The sequence below is a fragment of the Hymenobacter montanus genome (assembly GCF_014699115.1).
GTDB lineage: Bacteria > Bacteroidota > Bacteroidia > Cytophagales > Hymenobacteraceae > Hymenobacter > Hymenobacter montanus.
Window position 1 is genome coordinate 36,231 of sequence record NZ_JACXAD010000002.1, and the last position, 16,018, is coordinate 52,248.

The following is a 16,018-nucleotide window of genomic DNA, read 5'->3' on the forward strand; positions in this document are numbered from 1 at the left end:
GGGGTTCCAATGGCTAGCAGCAGGTCGGTAACGTGTTAGAGCAATGTCTGCGGGGTTTGACAGGCTGCGGGCGTGAGCCAATAGTGCTTGCAAAAGTGCCAGAGGATTTTGATGCGGTTGAGTTCGGGGGAATAGCGTGGTAAAAACAAGAGCGTCAAGCCCGCAGCTGCCCAGGCCGCCTGGTGCGCTTTGACTAGGTGGGCCTTATGAATGGAGGCATTGTCGAGCACGGTGGGCTGGGTCAGGTGGGTGAGGAACTTGGCTACGGCCAACACAAAGCGTTCGGCCGTGGCTGAGATGATGGTTGTAAAGGGGGCCTCTCAGGAAACGGAAAAATAGCACGCTAAGGAATTGAACCGAGCACTTGGCACAAAACTCACGCGGTCTGCTTGCCCATAGCAGCTTTGCGATGACTATGAATGACGACGCCCCGGTGGCGTAAGTATTTATAGAGTGTGACCTTAGAGATGCTCAGGCGCTGGGCAGTTTCGTTGATGCCAAGCAGCTGTTCCCGATAGAGGGTTTCGGCGATAATGGCCGTGCGCTCGGCCTCTTTCGAGAGGCCCCGCTGGCGGCCACCCACCCGGCCCCGGGCGCGCGCCGAAGCCAGTCCGGCGTGGGTACGCTCGCGAATCAGCTCCTGTTCAAATTCGGCCAGTGAGGCAAACCGGTTAAACACGAGCCGGCCCTGGGCGGAGGTCGTGTTGATGGCATCGGCCAGCGAGACCAGGCCCACGCCGCGAAACTCGAGTTCGGCCACCATATCCAGCAAATGCTTGAGCGAGCGGCCCAACCGGTCGAGCTTATTAGGTGTAGACCGTATCGCCTTTGCGCAAGCTGGCCAAGAGCCGGTCTAATTCCGGGCGGGCTTTGGTGGCCCCGGAAGCATGTTCCTGGAAGATAGTTTCACACCCGGCCTTGTGTAAGGCATCAAGTTGCAGTTCCAGGTGCTGGTCGCGGGTGGAGACGCGGGCGTAGCCGATTTTCATGGGGCAAAGTACAGGTTATCCGTTGCGCAGGTACCCTTCTGCACTTTGATTGCTGAACAAGTTTTCTGTACCAAATCGGCTGGTTTTGGCTTCGCCGGACTACAGGTGTTTAATTAACTTGTACAGAAATACGTTCATTTGGCTGAACAAGCTAAATAGCCTCTGCAGAGCGTCAGCAGGTAGTGGGCCTGTTTTAAAGTGTCTTGTTTAACTTTTGCACCAACCTTTTAACCAAGGCCAGGATTACTCAATCATGCCGACGAATCGTTAATGAAGTCGTTCTACGCGAGGCTCAGCCTCGCCCGAATGGTCGGCACGAGTTACGCTGCGCTAAACTCGCGCCAGTAGCGCAATAGGGGCCAGCAGGCAGTAGGAGGGACCAAAAGAAGTTTCATAAAGCCCCTGACCAATCGTTATCCCCGCCAAGTCTTCACCGTGTCCACAAATACGCGTACATTGTCTGGGTCAGTGTCCGGGTACACCCCGTGGCCGAGGTTGGCGATGTGGGGGCCACCCGCAAACTTGCGAAGCATGGTTACGGTGGCTGCTTTCACTTGTTCGCGGGTGCCGTAGAGGGCGCAGGGGTCGAGGTTGCCTTGCAGGGTTTTGTCGCCGGCTTGCTGGCGCACCTGAGCGGGATCCTGGTTCCAGTCGAGCCCAATGGTGCGGCAGGGGGTGGCAGCAAAATCGGGCACGGCCCACCAGGCTCCTTTGGCGAAGACGGTGACGGGCACCCGCGGGGCCAGCGCTTCGCAGATTTCGGCGATGTAGCGCGTCGAAAACTCGCGGTAGTGTTCGGGGGGCAGGGTGCCCGCCCAGGAGTCGAATATCTGCACCACCTGGGCACCAGCCGCGACCTGGGCCTGGAGGTAGGCGATGGTCGTGGCCGTTATCTTGGCCAGTAGCTGGTGGGCCAGGGCGGGCTCGCGGTAGAGCATGCCCCGGGCTTTGCTGAATGTTTTGGAGCCGTGGCCCTCCACCATGTAGGCCAGCAGGGTCCAGGGCGCCCCGGCGAAACCAATGAGCGGCACCCGGCCGTTGAGGGCGCGCTTGGTGATGCGCAGGGCTTCGAGCACGTAGCCAAGACCTTCTTCGGGGTCCGCGACGCGGAGCTTGGCCACGTCGGCAGCCGTACGGATGACGTTGGGGAAGAGCGGCCCCCGGGCTTCGACCATCTCGTAGGGCAGGCCCATGGCGTCGGGCACCACCAGAATATCGGAGAAGATGATGGCGGCATCCACGTCGAGCGCATCCACGGGTTGGATGGTGACTTCGGCGGCCAGGGCGGGCGTTTCCACCAGCTCTTTAAAGCCGGAGAGGCGCGCCCGCAGAGCGCGGTACTCGGGCAGAATGCGGCCGGCTTGGCGCATCAGCCAGACGGGGGGGCGCTCGGTGGCTTCGCCGCGGGCGGCGCGCAGGAAAAGGTCGTTTTTCAGCATAGGAAAGGCAAAGGTACACCCTCCGGCTAGTCCTTTGAAGGCCGGCCGAAAAGTGTCCCCTTGCTTAAAATCCAGTCCAACTGCGCGATCAGTCGCCAAGTGGGCTAGCTGCCAGCGCGGCGCTTTTCGTCTTCGGCCCCCCCGCCGCGGCGGCGAGTGGGCGTGAGCTTATCGTTGCCGAAGCGGTAGCTGAAGGACAGCGTCATAAAGCGCGAGTCGCGGCGCTGGTAGAAACGCTCCACGTAGTTGTCGTAAGTGGAAGTAACCCGCCCGGTTCGGGTGAAAAAGAGGTCGGTCACGGCCAGTTTCAGGGTGGCTTTGCGTTCCCACAGGCTCTTTTGGGCCCCGCCGCTCACTTCCCCGTTCGGGCGCTGCACGAAGAAGCCATCCACTTGCCGCGACTCGTAGCTGCCGCTCAGCTCCGCGCTCCAGCCCTTGCCGAAGGTGAAGGTGTGGTTGGAGGTGAGCGTCACGGCCACGCCGCCGCGGTCGAGGTTGGTGCCCGCCACCGCGCCGCTGAAGCGGTTGTAATACAGTACCGCGTTGTTGAAGGTCTTCCACCAGGGGGTAATATCCACCGGGGCCGTCAGCGTAAGGGCATAATAGTGCTGGCGGGTGAGGTTGCGGAAGGTCGAGAGCACCGTACTGTCCGTTTCGGGCTGCACCACGCCGAGGAGCGGGTCGCTGGTCCGGCTGTAGCTCAGGCCCGCACTGTATTTCTGCTTGAAAGTATGGGTCAGCTCCACGTTGTAGCTGGTTTGGGGTAGCAGGTTGGGGTTGCCGCTGCCCGAGGTAGTACGGTCAATGAGCTGGCGGAAGGGGTTCAGCTGCCCGTAGCCTGGCCGGTCGATGCGCCGGCTCAGGGATAGGGCCAGCTCGTGGTTGTCACCCACCTGGCGCTTGATGGACGCGCTCGGAAACAGCTGGAAGTAATTGCGCTGGAAGTCCTGGTATTCCACCTCGCGGTCCTGCTTACCTACGGCGTTGGTTTGCTCGCCGCGTAACCCCGCTTGCAGCGTCAGCCGGGGTTGGCTGTAGTTCAGGTTCACGTAGCCCGCGTTGATGTTCTCGTCGTAGCGAAAGCGGTTCGAACGGCTCAAATCCAGCCGGGCGTCATTGAAATATTTCAGGTCGTTATCGGCCGTCACCAAGCTGGATTTGGCCCCCAGTTCCACCCGCAACTGCTTGCTGAGTGCCTGCAGGTAATCAATCTTAACTGATTGAATAACCAGGAGGCCGTTTTGGTCGAGGCGGTTGGCCAGGTCAGGCTCCCCCACGAAGTAGGTTCGCAGCAGTTGGTTGCGGTTGCTGCGGTAGCGGGCGTAGTCGGCATCGGCCGTGAGCTCCTGCGGGCCGAAGGCGTTGGTGAAAGTGCGCCGGAGGTTGAGGTTGCCGGCCACGTTATCCAGCTGGTTCTGGCTGGTGTTGGTGGCGTTGTAGCGCTGCTCCCGGCCGCGCAGTAAGTCGTTCAGCACCGTTTGGTTGGTACCGGCGGTGGCGTTCCGGTTGTCGAGGCCGCTCACCACCGCCCCGAGCGTGGTGTTCTCCGATAGATTATAGTCCAGCCCGCCGCGCCAGCTGTGCGAATGCAGGGTAATCGGGCTGCGGTTGTCCTGGTCGGAGGTGCCCGTCAGGGGCCGGCCGGTGGCGGTGAGGCGGCTGTAAAAGTCCCGGTGAATAGTCAGCAGGTTCAAAAACGAACGGTCGGAGTAGTTGTAGGAGCCAAACAAGTTAAGGTTTTGCCGGCGGTGGTTCAGGCTCAGGCCGCCGGTGTACCGGTTAAACGCCCCTCGGGCGTAGCTCAGGTTAAGGGTGCCGTTGGTGCCGAGGCGCTGGTCTTTTTTGAGGTTGATGGCGATGATGCCGGCCCCGCCCTGGGCGTCGTACTTGGCCGGCGGGTTGGTTATCAGTTCCAGGCTTTTGAGCTGGTCGGCGGGCAGGGCGCGCAGGTAGTCGGCCAGCTCGGCGCCGGTCATGGGCTGGCGCTTGCCGTCGATAAGCACCAGGACGCCCTGTTTGCCGCGCAGAGCCAGGTTGTCGTTGCCGTCAACCGTCACGCCCGGCGAACGGCGCAGGATGTCCAGAGACGTGTTGCCGGCCGCCAGCGTCGAGCCCTCCACGTTGACAATGGTGCGGTCGGCTTCGTGCTCGTACAACGGCTTTTGTCCCACTACCATCACTTCCTTCAGCGCCGTGGCCGCGCTGGTCGCCAGCGCCAGCACCGGCAGCGCCACGGCCTGGCCCGCCACCTCAAAGGGCGGCGACCACTGCCGCACGAAGCCGACCTGCGCGGCCGAAACCAGGTAGCGCCCGTTGGCGGCCCGCTCAAACTGGAAATGCCCTTTCGGGTCGCTGAATTCAGTTTTGACCACCGTGGAATCAGTCGCCCGGTGCAAAGTCACGGTGGCAAATTCGATGGGAGCGCCGGCGGCACTTTGTACCGTGCCGTGCACATCAACGGGCGCCTGGGCCTGCGCTGCCAGGGCACCCGTGAGTCGCAGGGCCAGCAGCCAGCAGCCCGCTTTCATGAAGGGATAACGGAGAGGTTTCATAATAAAGAGTGGGGAGGTGTTGGGGATAAATAGAAGTTGAAGGCGTTTTGGCAAGCCTGAGGCTGATAGGCTCAGAGCTGAATCGTAGGAAAACCGGGAGTGGTTAAAAGAGCATGATATATCATAAACATTGCTTAGATGTGCGTATTCCGCAGCAGCTTGTATCAAGCTGATGAGCTTCGGCAAGATGGTAAGAGAGGGCTGTTATTTGTTAAGCCGTTGCGAAGCAGGCGAAACGGTCGAAAGACCTAGTCAGTGGGTACGCAGTTGCCGGCAATGCGCTCCAGCAGTTGTTGGAGCACGGCTATCTCCTCAACCGAAATGCCGGCCAGCGCCCGGGCCCGGTTATTCAGGATCAGGGGGTGCACGGCGTCGAGCAAGTGCTGCCCCTGTTCGGTGACTCGGAGCTTGGTGCGGCGCCCATCGTTCGGCAAGGGTACCGCCGACAGCAGGCCGCGCTTGGTGAGCAGCGCCAGCATGCGGGCCACCGACGCCTGATCCTTAAAAACCTGCTCCGCGATTTCGTGTTGGGTCAGGTCGTCATGCTCCAGCAGCACCCGCAGCACCAGCCACTGGTCGATGGTAATGGCGAGCCCCGCCCGGTCGATGTTGGCCTGAGCCATCCGCCGGTAGCTACGGATAGCCTTATCAAGCGAGTAAAAAAGAATGGAGTTAAGCATGATGAAGCAAAGATACGGCAATGTTTATGATATATCATAAAAAATTTGCGAACCCTGGTGTCGAGGGGAGGAAGTACTGCCACGCCGTAGGCTTGTTGAACGTCGTAGCGCCGTCGGGTTGCCGTGGCGGGCGCTACCTAGTCAGGCCCGGAAACAGGGCCGCGATGGCCGTGGCGAAGAAGTTAACGCCGATAGCCAGCGTGATAAAGCCCATAATACGCGCCATGGCCGCCATGCCGGGCTTGCCCAGCACCCGCGTCAGGCGCAGGGAAAATAGCAGAATGATAAAGCTGGCCAGCGCCACCAGCGAAAAGCCGGCTATGGTCATGGCCTTGTCCACGTAAGTCGGGCGGATGAGGCCGATGCAAATGGCCATGGACCCCGGCCCTGATAGCATGGGCATAGCCAGCGGCGTGAAGCTCACATCGTCCTTGTGTTTGCTTTCCTCCAGGGCATCGGGACCGACGCGGTCGCGGTTGGCGCCGGGGGTGAGCAATTCGAAGGCCGAGCGCATGAGCAAGATGCCGCCCGCAATGCGCAGGTGCTGGATGTTGATGCCGAAAAAGTTGAGGATATACTGCCCACCAAAGAAGGCCACGCTCAGGATGGCCACCATGTACACGCAGGCCCGCAGGGCGGTGCGGGCCCGCTCGGAAGCCCGGTCGTCGGCGGTGAGCGTGAGGAAAACCGGCATCGCCCCAAACGGGTTAACGATGGAAAACAGGGTGGTGAAGGTGGCGAGCAGTACTTCCATGGCGGTACAAAGGTAGGAGAAGTGCTGGGCCGGACAGAAAAGCCGTATTTTGCTACCTCAACGGTTGGTTTCCCCCTTTTGCCGTGTATTATGCGTTCTTAATATACTCTTTCGCACTTTATGATTCCTGATTCTTCCGGCGGTCCTTCGTCGGGCTCCGACCACGACGACCGCCCTACCCTTGAAACGCCCCTCGTCGGCATTATCATGGGGTCGAAATCCGATTTAAAAATTATGTCGGCCGCCGCGGACCTGCTCCGCCAATTCGGCATTCCGTATGAAATCACCTTGGTGTCGCCGCATCGCACGCCGCACCGCATGGTTGAGTACGCTGAAAGTGCCCGCAAGCGGGGCCTGCGCGTACTGATTGCCGGCGGGGGCGGGGCGGCCCACCTGCCCGGCATGGTGGCCGCGTTCACCACCATACCCATCATTGGCGTACCCATCAACAGCACCCTGTCCGTCCAGGGGCTCGACTCCATTCTGAGCATGATTCAGATGCCGGCCGGCGTGCCCGTGGCCACCGTCGGCATCGACAGCGCCACCAATGCCGCCGTGCTGGCCATCCAGATGCTGGCCCTGAACAACGCCCGGCTGGCCGATGCCCTGGAAAAGTACCGCATCACGCTCAAAGACCGGGTGATGCGCACCATTGAAGAACTGCGGAAGGGAGGCTTTCAGGATGATGTATAATTCCCAGCGCCCTGTCGATGGCTGATCTTCTTGCCTTGCTGCTCACCCTGGTTCATTGGCTTACCTGGATTTTGGGCAGCTTGGCCCTGGTAGCGACCCTGTTGCCCATTCTGCGCCAAACTGCGTGGTGGATTCGCATTTGCGACTTTCCACGCCTGCAAATAGTAGCCGGGCTGGCATTGAGCTTGCTGGCGGCCGTGGCCTTGCCCGCCTCGCCCAGCTTTGGCCGCGACGTTTTCGCCGTGAGCCTGGCCGCCGCCTTGGTTTACCAAACCACTCGCATCTGGCCCTACACGCCCTTGCACCGCAAGCAGGTGGCCGACGCCGCCCGCCCGGCCGACGACGACGAGCACCATATTAGTCTGCTGGTGACCAACGTGCTGATGTATAACCGCGACGCCTCGCGCTGCCTGGGCCACATTCGCGACTACCAGCCCGATATCGTGCTAGCCGTCGAAACCGATGACTGGTGGCTGAGCCAGCTCCAAAGCATCGAAAAAACGCATCCGTACACCTGCCACGCGCCGCTGCCCAATACCTACGGCATGCTGGTGTTTTCGCGCTTGCCCCTGCGGGAGCCGCAGATTCGCTACATTCTGGACCCGGAAATTCCCTCGTTCCACGGGTGCGCGGTGCTACCCAACGGGGTCCCGGTAAACTTGCACTTCCTCCACCCCAAGCCGCCCGCGCCGCAGGAATCGAAAACCAGTGCCCGCCGCGACGCCGAGCTGCTGGTGGTAGGCAAAATTATTCAGCACCACGACGGCCCCACCATCGTGGCCGGCGACCTGAACGACGTGGCCTGGTCGCACACCTCGGAGTTGTTTCGGCGGCTTTCGCGCCTGCTCGACCCGCGCATCGGGCGGGGCCTGCTGCCCACCTTCCACGCCGACTACAAGCTGCTGCGCTGGCCTCTAGACCATGTGTTTCATTCGGCGCACTTCCGCATTCAGCGGTTGGAGCGTCTCTCCCACATCGGCTCCGACCATTACCCCATTTACATCCGCCTCAGCTACGAGCCTAGCGGCTGGCAGGAGCAGGAGGCTGAGCTGGAGCAGGCCGACGCCGATGACCACGTCGAGGCGGCCGAGCGAATCGAGGAGGGATTGGAAGAAGCTGCCCAGCCTCGGGTAAAATGAGTCGGGCAGAGGCTGCGCGTACTTTACGCAGCTAGTCATCAGTAAAGCCCTAATTAGGTAATGGCTGGAATCTGTGTCGGCCGTACGTCGTTCGTTACTCTTGGCGAGCAATTCAATTAGCGGCTAAGCCCCATCGGGGATAGAAAATTCGGGTATTGTTGAAAGGTATTCATTAGGCAGATAACTAGAACCGAGTTGAGTTACTGGTCAAGACCTGCTATTTTCATGCAAGAGAAAACCGAACCGGCAATTAATAGCAGCTGCCAACCAAAAAGGCCCGGAGCACTGTGCCCCGGGCCTTTTTGGTTGGCGAAAAGCAATCCGCGAAATCAGCGCATTACTTGCCTTCTACTTCTTCGTAGTCCACGTCGGTAACATGATCAGCCTCCGGCTGGCCGTTGCCGTTCGAACTCTGGCCGTTGCCGCCGGGGAAGCCCCCGCCGGGCTGACCCTGGCCATCGGCCCCGGCACCACCCGCCGCGTACATCTCCTGCGAGGCCGCTTGCCAGGCCGCATTGATGGCGGTCATGGCCGTATCGATTGCGCCGAGATCTTTGCTTTCGTGGGCCTTACGCAAGTCGGCAAGGGCACCTTCGATGGCGGTCTTGTTGCCATCACTCAGCTTGTCGCCGTACTCTTTCAGCTGCTTTTCGGTTTGGAAAATCATCGAGTCGGCCGCGTTTACCTTGCTGATGCGCTCGGTTTCGGCCCGGTCGGCTTCGGCGTTGGCGGCCGCTTCGTCGCGCATGCGCTTGATGTCGGCTTCGCTCAGGCCGCTGCTGGCCTCGATGCGGATCTTCTGCTCCTTGCCGGTGCCTTTGTCCTTGGCGGTTACGTTCAGGATACCGTTGGCATCGATGTCGAACGTTACCTCAATCTGCGGTACGCCGCGCGGGGCGGGGGGGATGCTGTCGAGGTGGAACTTGCCAATAGTGCGGTTCTGAGCCGCCAGTGGGCGCTCGCCCTGCAGCACGTGAATCTCGACCGAAGGCTGGTTGTCGGAAGCCGTTGAGAAGGTCTCCGATTTCTTGGTCGGGATGGTCGTGTTCGCCTCGATGAGCTTGGTCATCACCCCGCCCATGGTCTCGATGCCCAGCGACAGCGGGGTTACGTCGAGCAGAAGCACGTCCTTCACCTCCCCGGTCAACACCCCGCCCTGGATGGCGGCGCCGATGGCCACCACTTCGTCCGGGTTCACGCCCTTAGAAGGCTTCTTGCCGAAGAACTTCTCCACCTCCTCCTGAATCCGGGGAATGCGGGTCGAGCCACCCACGAGAATAACCTCGTTGATGTCCGACGTCGACAGGCCAGCATCTTGCAGAGCCTTTTTCACGGGGTCCATCGAGCGGCGCACGAGGTCGTCGGCGAGCTGCTCGAACTTCGAGCGGCTGAGCTTCACCACCAAATGCTTGGGGCCCGAAGCCGTCGCGGTGATGTAGGGCAGGTTGATTTCCGTCTCGGTCGAGCTCGACAGCTCAACCTTAGCTTTCTCGGCAGCTTCCTTAAGGCGCTGCAGAGCCATCGGGTCCTTGCGCAGGTCGAGGCCTTCGTTTTCCGAAGCAAACTGGTCAGCCAGGAAGTTGATGATAACCTGGTCGAAGTCGTCGCCACCCAGGTGGGTGTCGCCGTTGGTGCTCAGTACTTCGAACACACCATCGCCCAGCTCCAGAATGGAGATGTCGAACGTACCGCCGCCGAGGTCGTACACGGCGATTTTCTGGTCTTTGTGCTTTTTGTCGAGGCCGTAGGCCAGGGCCGCGGCCGTGGGCTCGTTAATGATGCGCTTCACGTCGAGGCCAGCGATGGCGCCGGCTTCTTTGGTGGCTTGGCGCTGCGCGTCGTTAAAGTAAGCCGGCACCGTAATAACGGCTTCGCTTACGGTGGTGCCGAGGTAGTCTTCGGCGGTCTGCTTCATCTTTTGCAGCACCATGGCCGAAATTTCCTGCGGCGTGTAATTGCGGTCGCCAATTTTTACGGCCACCGTGTTGTTGGCCCCGCTCACTACCTCGTAGGAAACGTGCTTCTGCTCGGCCGTTACTTCGTTGAAGTGGCGGCCCATGAAGCGCTTAATGCTCTGAATGGTGTTCTTAGGGTTGGTAACGGCCTGGCGCTTGGCGGGGTCGCCCACCTTGCGCTCGCCCTTGCCCCCGTCGAGAAACGCGACGATGCTGGGGGTGGTGCGGCGGCCTTCGCTGTTGGGAATTACAACGGGTTCGTTGCCTTCCATTACGGCCACGCACGAGTTGGTGGTGCCGAGGTCAATGCCGATTATCTTGCCCATGTTTTTGGGTGTTGGTTGGTTAGGAGTGGAATGTCAGGTCAAACAGCCTCGCGGCCGCTGCCCGGGGATTACAAGCAACGTACCAGCGTCGTTTTGGTGACAAACTGTCACCGATTATCGGCAAGTGCCGGCCTTATGCGACTCGGTGGCCGGGTTTGTTTTCGACCAGGAGATTTTTCCTGACAGGGCTGCAGAAGTAGGGCCGAGCAGGGCTGACCGCTTGCGGTATGCAAGCGGCCCGTGCTAGCTGACCGGAAGCCAGAGCAAAAAAGCCAAGAGATAAAAGGGTAGAGCCGGCGCCATAATGCCATGAAGCAAACCAGCGTCGTCATTAGCCGGAGCGACCACAACGATACCCGTCAGGTGAACGAAGCGAATAGCTGGGTAGGTCGGTCTGCTGAAAAGCATTGGTTGATATTGATATTCCCAAACTAAAAAAGCAGCAGGTTCCCGAGGAACCTGCTGCTTTTTTAATGCAAGGAAGAAAAAGCCTATTCCACCACGAGCCGTTTCGTTACGACTCCTTCCGACAGGCTGATGCGCAGCGTGTAGACGCCTTTAGCCAAGCCCGCCAGGGGCAGGGCGGCCACCGAGCTGCGCCCGGCGGGCACTTGGTGGCGCTGCACTTGTTGGCCCAGCGCATTGAGCACGAGCACCTCGACGGGCTGTTTGAGCGCGGGCAGGCTCAACCAGACTTGCTCGCGCGCCGGGTTGGGATACACGCTCACCTGCGCGCTCAGTTGAGGCGAGGCGTTGGCCAGCACGCGGCCTGGGCTGAACTGCACCGAGAAGCGCGTCGGCGCCTGCGAGGGCTCCAGGGTGCAGGTGTAGACGGGGTTTCGTTGCAAATCAACCGTGCGGCCGGTCAGGGCGTCGCGCAGGGTCACCGTCCAGCCGCTGGGCAGGTTGAGCAGGTCGGTGGCGCGCAAGCTGTAAGCGCCAGCCCGGGCCACGCGCACCACCAGGGGCACGGTTACCTCGCTGGTGCCCAGAGCCGGTAGGCCATTGATGGCTAGTTCCTCCGCGCCCGCCAGCGTGCCGAGCTGCACCGAGCTGCTGTTGCCAATGCGGAAGGCATCGAAGGCTTGGTCGAAGGCGGCGGTGGCTCCCGACTGGAAGTAGATGGCCGCCTGTTCGGTACTGCCGTTGGCCGCTTGCAGGTCCAGCCGCAGCAGTGGCCGCGTTTCGGCGGTGCGCTGAAGCGCGGCGTTGGTGTAGGTGGTCAGGCGGGCCGCGTTGGTCAGGTTCAGGCTGCCGGTAATGCCGGGAGCACTGGTCCGCACGAGGAAGCCCTGCGCCACCGGAATAATGCTCGTGCCCCCGTTAGTGCCTATCCCATTCACGAAGCTGGCGTACGTACCGCTGTACTGCCCGCTCGACTTGAACACGTGTACGGCGTTGGCCAGGCCCGAGCTACCCAGGAAAGCCTGCGTCCAGTCGATAGGAGCCGGGTAGGGGTTGCCGAGCAGGTGCCAGCCAGCCTGATCCTGGGAGCCCCGGAGCAGGGCCGACTGAACCACGCTGCCGTTGCCGAGCGTACCGACGAAGTCCAGGACCTGGCCGCCGCTCAAATTTACCGTGTACCCTTTGCCGGGTACCATCGGCTCGCTGGTGCTGGCGGGTGACACCCAGCCCTTATCGAAATCAGCATTGGCTCCGTTGCCGGTCGTCGCGACCAGGCCCTGGTTGTAGAAGAAGACGTTGGGGAAGGGCGTGACCGAGCCGGGGTTAGCGGCCGTGTTATAGTTGGAGTTTACCCGAGGCGAGAAGTTGGGCGTCGCCAGATCGGCCAACGTGGTGTTACTGACCGGAGCCGCGAACTGCCGGTAGCCCAGCCCCGCGTTCAGGCTGGGGTCCAGGTAGCGCTGTACCGTGGCGCTGCCTACGACGACGGCGGCCCCGTTATTGACGACCATAGCCGTGCCATTCTCGTCCGAGCGCAGGGTCAGGTTGCCGTTGGAAACCAGGCTGCCGTTCAGCAACAGCACTTGGGCGACCATCAGCGGGCGGTTGAGCTGGAGCCCCGCGGGCCCCACCGTGAGATTAGCGATGCTGATGTCTTTGCTGCCGCCGAATTGCTGCGTGGTGGTGCCCGTGGCGAGCAGCGTGCCGGCGCCGCTCACGATGCCGTTGTTGGTCAGGTTGCCGCTGAGGCTGAGTGCCCCGCCCGCAGCTACGGTCATCGAAGCGCCGTCGGCCACCGTAAAGCTGTTGGCCGCGGCCGGGACGTTGAGTACCGGGAAGTTCACCACGCCGCCGGGAATGGTTACGTTGTCGGTGCGCCCGGGCACGGTGTTGTTGTTCCAGTTGGCCGGATTGGTGTAGTCGGTGCTCACGGCCCCCGTCCACTGCCCGTCCGGGAGGGGTGGGTTCACGACCACCCGTAGCGTAAAGACCGAGACGCCCGTGGGGGTACCATTGTCGACAGCGGTAAAGGTGACGTCGGTCGTCCCAATGTTACAGTCACTGCCCGTCACGAAAAACAGCAGGTTGGGGTTTGAGCTGTTGTTTTCGGTGGTAAATTCCGCGGCGGAGCACAACCCGTTGAGTTCGGAAGTGACGTTAACGGTCTGCGTTACTTCCGGCCCGGAAAACTGCAGCGACAGCGTGCGCGTCTCGCCTTGATTGACGGTAATGATGTTGCCCGCCGGCAAACCAGCCACGGCGGGTGGAATATTGTCGCGGGGACCGACCTCGTAGCCCAGGCACTTGCCATCCAGCCAGTCGACCCCACCGGGAGCACCTACGGTAGGGCTGTTGGGGGCTTGATCGTTATTAATGTTGAACCGGCCCGTCTGAATGTAGTCTACGCCATTACCCCGGTTGGCTCCCACGGTAGCCAGATCCCTTCCGAAGCCTCCGGACCCTCCGGTATCGCCCGAGGTCCACTGCATGTCGTCATAAGAAATAAGCACGTCGTTGCCGGTGAAGCCCGGGGCGGTATTGGCCTTGATGACAAGCTGGAAAGTGTTTTTCCGATCAATCCTCCTGCTAAAGTATCCCACTCGGTTCCAGACCACCACCAGCCGATCGGGAAACACTTTGTACCAGACCGAGCCGCTACCGGTACCTCGGTCATCCGGGCCGCGCGTATCCACGTCAGCCCAAAAGGCCGCGATCATGGGCGTGTTAATGGGGAAGCCCGCCGGGGTGTAAGCATCCAGCGGCCGGTCGAACGTGATATTACCGTTCGTGTTAATGTATACCCGGTTGTAAATAGTGCCGAACAAAGAGAAGTTGAAGCCTAGCGGTATCGAGCCCGAAGAGTTGTCATCATCACGTCTCAAGCGAGACCAGCCTCCGCTGGCCGTGGTATCGAAAGGTTCGAAACAGGCCGGGCGGGCCAGTGGGGTACGCCCAGGAGCGTAGCGCTGCGAGGGATGGCCCGCGGCCCAGCGCCGGGCCTGCTCGTCTTTACGAGCTTGGTAGCCGGGGTCCGTATCGGTGGGACTCCAATTGTGAGCCGGCTGCTGGGCTCTTGCTGGGGAGTGCCAAGTAGCCATCAGTAGTACTAGCACCAGTAAGATACGATATAATGGAGAGAGAAGTGTTTGCATGAAGAGCCGCGAGAGGAGGTTGAAATACCAGACAAATATATGACTCTAAGCAGGGTAATTCGACAGTTACAGCAGATTTATTAAAGCAGGGAAGCGGAATTATGCCAAAGACGGCTTTGCTTCCCTACCCTGTCGAGCGGCTCTTTACTTTTTGCTTCTCCACCGCGTCCCTCATCGACCCGTTCAGGGCCGAAGACCCCGGTCACCTGCTGGAGTCAGGCCGCCACGCACCTGGCTGGGCTGGACTTTGCCCGCGCGGTACTCGTCGGCCATCCGTTAACCAACCGCGATGAAGTTATCCTACTTGCCCATCAAGCCGTGGGGCTGACCAACTACCCTTCTTAGCAGTACCTATTTACTTTGAGCAAGATGAGCTTGAACGCGATGAACTCTAAAATCCTGCTGATTCTTGATCTTGACGAAACCCTGCTCCATGCCACGGCGAGCAAGCTGGGCGATAATTTCGCGTTCCAGCTGTACCACTACTACGTGTATAAGCGCCCCGGTTTGGATGCGTTCATCGCGGCCTGCGCCGAGAAGTTTCAACTGGCAGTCTGGTCCTCGGCTAGTGACGACTACGTAGCCGAAGTGGTAAAAAGGATTTTCTCGGAGGAAATAAAACTGGCTTTTGTATGGGGCCGCTCACGCTGCACGCCCATAAGCACGGCCCGCGCGGATGAGTTGGGCTACTACCATTGCGACTATTCAAGTCATTATGAGTATGCTAAGCTACTGAAGAAAGTAAAGCGACTGGGCTTTAACCTGAACAGGGTATTAATAGTGGACGATACGCCGGCTAAGGTTCGAAACTGCTACGGAAATGCCATTTATCCGGAGCCCTTTCTAGGTAATCCGAACGACCAGGAATTGAGCATGCTTGCGGCGTATCTGGATACGCTGAAAGCGGTGGAGAACACCCGAAGCATCGAAAAGCGGCCGTGGCGGCAACAATTCCTGCCAAACCCTGATCCAGCCCCTTGAGTTCGTGCGGAATGATTGCTAGCGTAAAACGCTCCGGGATTCTCCGTCTTCGGGTCGAAAAGAAGTTAGCGTATTTTGCATCTCACCCCTGATGACCTTCGGTAGATGCTTAACCTGATATTCCCCAGCCTGCCTTACCAGCGGCTGGTCGATCCAATGTGGCAGGAAGAAATGGAAACGGCCCAGCGCTTCGGCCACACGGTCGGCTTATTCGACTCCGAGCAGGAAAAGCTATATCAGTCACCCAACCCCAACTACCCCAGCCTGTACCGCGGCTGGATGCTGACCCCGGCCGAATACCAGAAGCTGGAGCGGCTGACGCCCCTGCTGGTGCCCGTGGCGATGTACCTGGCCTCGCACCGGGCCGACGGCTGGTACGAGGCCATTGCCGGTTTCACCCCGAAAAGCTACTTCGTGCCCAGTGAGGAGCGCGGCGGGATGCTGGAGCTGGTACGCCGTGGGTGTTTCATTAAAGGAGCGAGCAAGTCCTTCGGGGCCGACTCCTACGTTCATTCTTTGGTCGAACTGGAGCAGTTGGTTAAAAAGCACGCTATTGACCCCGACGATTACCTCTTTGCACGCGAGCTTATCAAATTATCCGACCAGCCAGAGCAGCGCTTCTTCGCGGTGCATAACCGAGCTTTTGGGACTGCCCGCCAGCCCTTCCCCGCCGCGTTGGTCCCGGCGCTGACTGCCCTGCAAAGCCGCTGCTTTTATACGGTAGACGTAGCCTATACCCGGGCCGGCCAGCCAATTATTATTGAGGTCGGCGACGGACAGGTTTCGGACACGAAAGAGTGGGATGTAGCCGAACTGTACGAAACCGCGATAAACTATTTGGCCGAAATAAAATCAGCGACTTAGAGCAGTTTTCGCATAGGAGGAAAGAATTAAAAATTAAAAATGAAGAATTAAAAATGTGTTGGTCCATTTTTAATTCTTCATTTTTAATT

13 protein-coding genes are annotated in these 16,018 nt (G+C 60.1%); 4 read left to right on the forward strand and 9 right to left on the reverse strand.

From position 1 onward, the window contains the following. Positions 1-35: 35 nt before the first annotated feature. The 7 genes from IC235_RS01900 to IC235_RS01925 form a co-directional block, all read right to left on the reverse strand. Positions 36-302, reverse strand: a complete 267-nt coding sequence (locus tag IC235_RS01900) for a transposase (protein ID WP_317173522.1) — start codon at positions 300-302, stop codon at positions 36-38. Positions 303-376: 74 nt separating this feature from the next. Continuing rightward, positions 377-763 carry a recombinase family protein gene (locus IC235_RS22915; protein WP_449405145.1) on the reverse strand — a complete coding sequence of 129 codons (387 nt, stop codon included), beginning with the start codon at positions 761-763 and terminating at the stop codon, positions 377-379. Between the two features lie 43 nt (positions 764-806). Then, positions 807-989, reverse strand: coding sequence for a recombinase family protein (locus IC235_RS22920; RefSeq protein WP_449405146.1), 183 nt, complete (start codon positions 987-989; stop codon positions 807-809). 413 nt (positions 990-1,402) lie between these two features. Continuing rightward, positions 1,403-2,428 (reverse strand): uroporphyrinogen decarboxylase, encoded by a 1,026-nt coding sequence (gene hemE / locus IC235_RS01910; RefSeq protein WP_191003480.1) that lies wholly within the window; start codon positions 2,426-2,428, stop codon positions 1,403-1,405. 104 nt (positions 2,429-2,532) lie between these two features. Beyond that, positions 2,533-4,980 carry a TonB-dependent receptor gene (locus IC235_RS01915; protein WP_223847031.1) on the reverse strand — a complete coding sequence of 816 codons (2,448 nt, stop codon included), beginning with the start codon at positions 4,978-4,980 and terminating at the stop codon, positions 2,533-2,535. Positions 4,981-5,228: 248 nt separating this feature from the next. Then, entirely contained in the window at positions 5,229-5,660 is a 432-nt protein-coding gene (locus tag IC235_RS01920) for a MarR family winged helix-turn-helix transcriptional regulator (RefSeq protein WP_191003481.1), read from the reverse strand. A 133-nt stretch (positions 5,661-5,793) separates the two neighbouring features. After that, positions 5,794-6,414, reverse strand: coding sequence for a MarC family protein (locus IC235_RS01925; RefSeq protein ID WP_191003482.1), 621 nt, complete (start codon positions 6,412-6,414; stop codon positions 5,794-5,796). A gap of 120 nt (positions 6,415-6,534) precedes the next feature. Here IC235_RS01925 and purE point away from each other — a divergent pair, with 120 nt between their 5' ends. Both purE and IC235_RS01935 read left to right on the forward strand, forming a co-directional pair. Next, positions 6,535-7,107: a 5-(carboxyamino)imidazole ribonucleotide mutase gene (purE, locus tag IC235_RS01930; protein ID WP_191003483.1), complete on the forward strand. Its 573-nt coding sequence runs from the start codon at positions 6,535-6,537 to the stop codon at positions 7,105-7,107. Between the two features lie 17 nt (positions 7,108-7,124). Next, positions 7,125-8,246, forward strand: a complete 1,122-nt coding sequence (locus IC235_RS01935) for an endonuclease/exonuclease/phosphatase family protein (protein ID WP_191003484.1) — start codon at positions 7,125-7,127, stop codon at positions 8,244-8,246. A 337-nt stretch (positions 8,247-8,583) separates the two neighbouring features. Here the strand turns inward: IC235_RS01935 and dnaK are convergent, their stop codons facing one another. Continuing rightward, positions 8,584-10,527, reverse strand: a complete 1,944-nt coding sequence (gene dnaK / locus IC235_RS01940) for a molecular chaperone DnaK (protein WP_191003485.1) — start codon at positions 10,525-10,527, stop codon at positions 8,584-8,586. A gap of 491 nt (positions 10,528-11,018) precedes the next feature. Further along, a complete protein-coding gene (locus tag IC235_RS01945; RefSeq protein ID WP_191003486.1) occupies positions 11,019-14,084 on the reverse strand; it encodes a nidogen-like domain-containing protein in 3,066 nt (1,021 codons plus the stop codon). A gap of 384 nt (positions 14,085-14,468) precedes the next feature. On the opposite strand from IC235_RS01945, the gene IC235_RS01950 reads away from it, so the two are divergent. Then, positions 14,469-15,065 carry an HAD family hydrolase gene (locus tag IC235_RS01950; protein ID WP_191003487.1) on the forward strand — a complete coding sequence of 199 codons (597 nt, stop codon included), beginning with the start codon at positions 14,469-14,471 and terminating at the stop codon, positions 15,063-15,065. A gap of 105 nt (positions 15,066-15,170) precedes the next feature. Then, positions 15,171-15,929: an ATP-grasp domain-containing protein gene (locus IC235_RS01955; RefSeq protein WP_191003488.1), complete on the forward strand. Its 759-nt coding sequence runs from the start codon at positions 15,171-15,173 to the stop codon at positions 15,927-15,929. Positions 15,930-16,018 lie beyond the last annotated feature (89 nt).

What these genes read in the sequence shown, in the direction of transcription:
- IC235_RS22915 (WP_449405145.1), bottom strand. Translation starts at nt 763, where the DNA reads ATGGTGGCCGAACTCGAGTTTCGCGGCGTGGGCCTGGTCTCGCTGGCC.
- IC235_RS22920 (WP_449405146.1), bottom strand. Translation starts at nt 989, where the DNA reads ATGAAAATCGGCTACGCCCGCGTCTCCACCCGCGACCAGCACCTGGAA.
- hemE (WP_191003480.1), bottom strand. Translation starts at nt 2,428, where the DNA reads ATGCTGAAAAACGACCTTTTCCTGCGCGCCGCCCGCGGCGAAGCCACC.
- IC235_RS01915 (WP_223847031.1), bottom strand. Translation starts at nt 4,980, where the DNA reads ATGAAACCTCTCCGTTATCCCTTCATGAAAGCGGGCTGCTGGCTGCTG.
- IC235_RS01920 (WP_191003481.1), bottom strand. Translation starts at nt 5,660, where the DNA reads ATGCTTAACTCCATTCTTTTTTACTCGCTTGATAAGGCTATCCGTAGC.
- IC235_RS01925 (WP_191003482.1), bottom strand. Translation starts at nt 6,414, where the DNA reads ATGGAAGTACTGCTCGCCACCTTCACCACCCTGTTTTCCATCGTTAAC.
- purE (WP_191003483.1), top strand. Translation starts at nt 6,535, where the DNA reads ATGATTCCTGATTCTTCCGGCGGTCCTTCGTCGGGCTCCGACCACGAC.
- IC235_RS01935 (WP_191003484.1), top strand. Translation starts at nt 7,125, where the DNA reads ATGGCTGATCTTCTTGCCTTGCTGCTCACCCTGGTTCATTGGCTTACC.
- dnaK (WP_191003485.1), bottom strand. Translation starts at nt 10,527, where the DNA reads ATGGGCAAGATAATCGGCATTGACCTCGGCACCACCAACTCGTGCGTG.
- IC235_RS01945 (WP_191003486.1), bottom strand. Translation starts at nt 14,084, where the DNA reads ATGCAAACACTTCTCTCTCCATTATATCGTATCTTACTGGTGCTAGTA.
- IC235_RS01950 (WP_191003487.1), top strand. Translation starts at nt 14,469, where the DNA reads ATGAACTCTAAAATCCTGCTGATTCTTGATCTTGACGAAACCCTGCTC.
- IC235_RS01955 (WP_191003488.1), top strand. Translation starts at nt 15,171, where the DNA reads ATGCTTAACCTGATATTCCCCAGCCTGCCTTACCAGCGGCTGGTCGAT.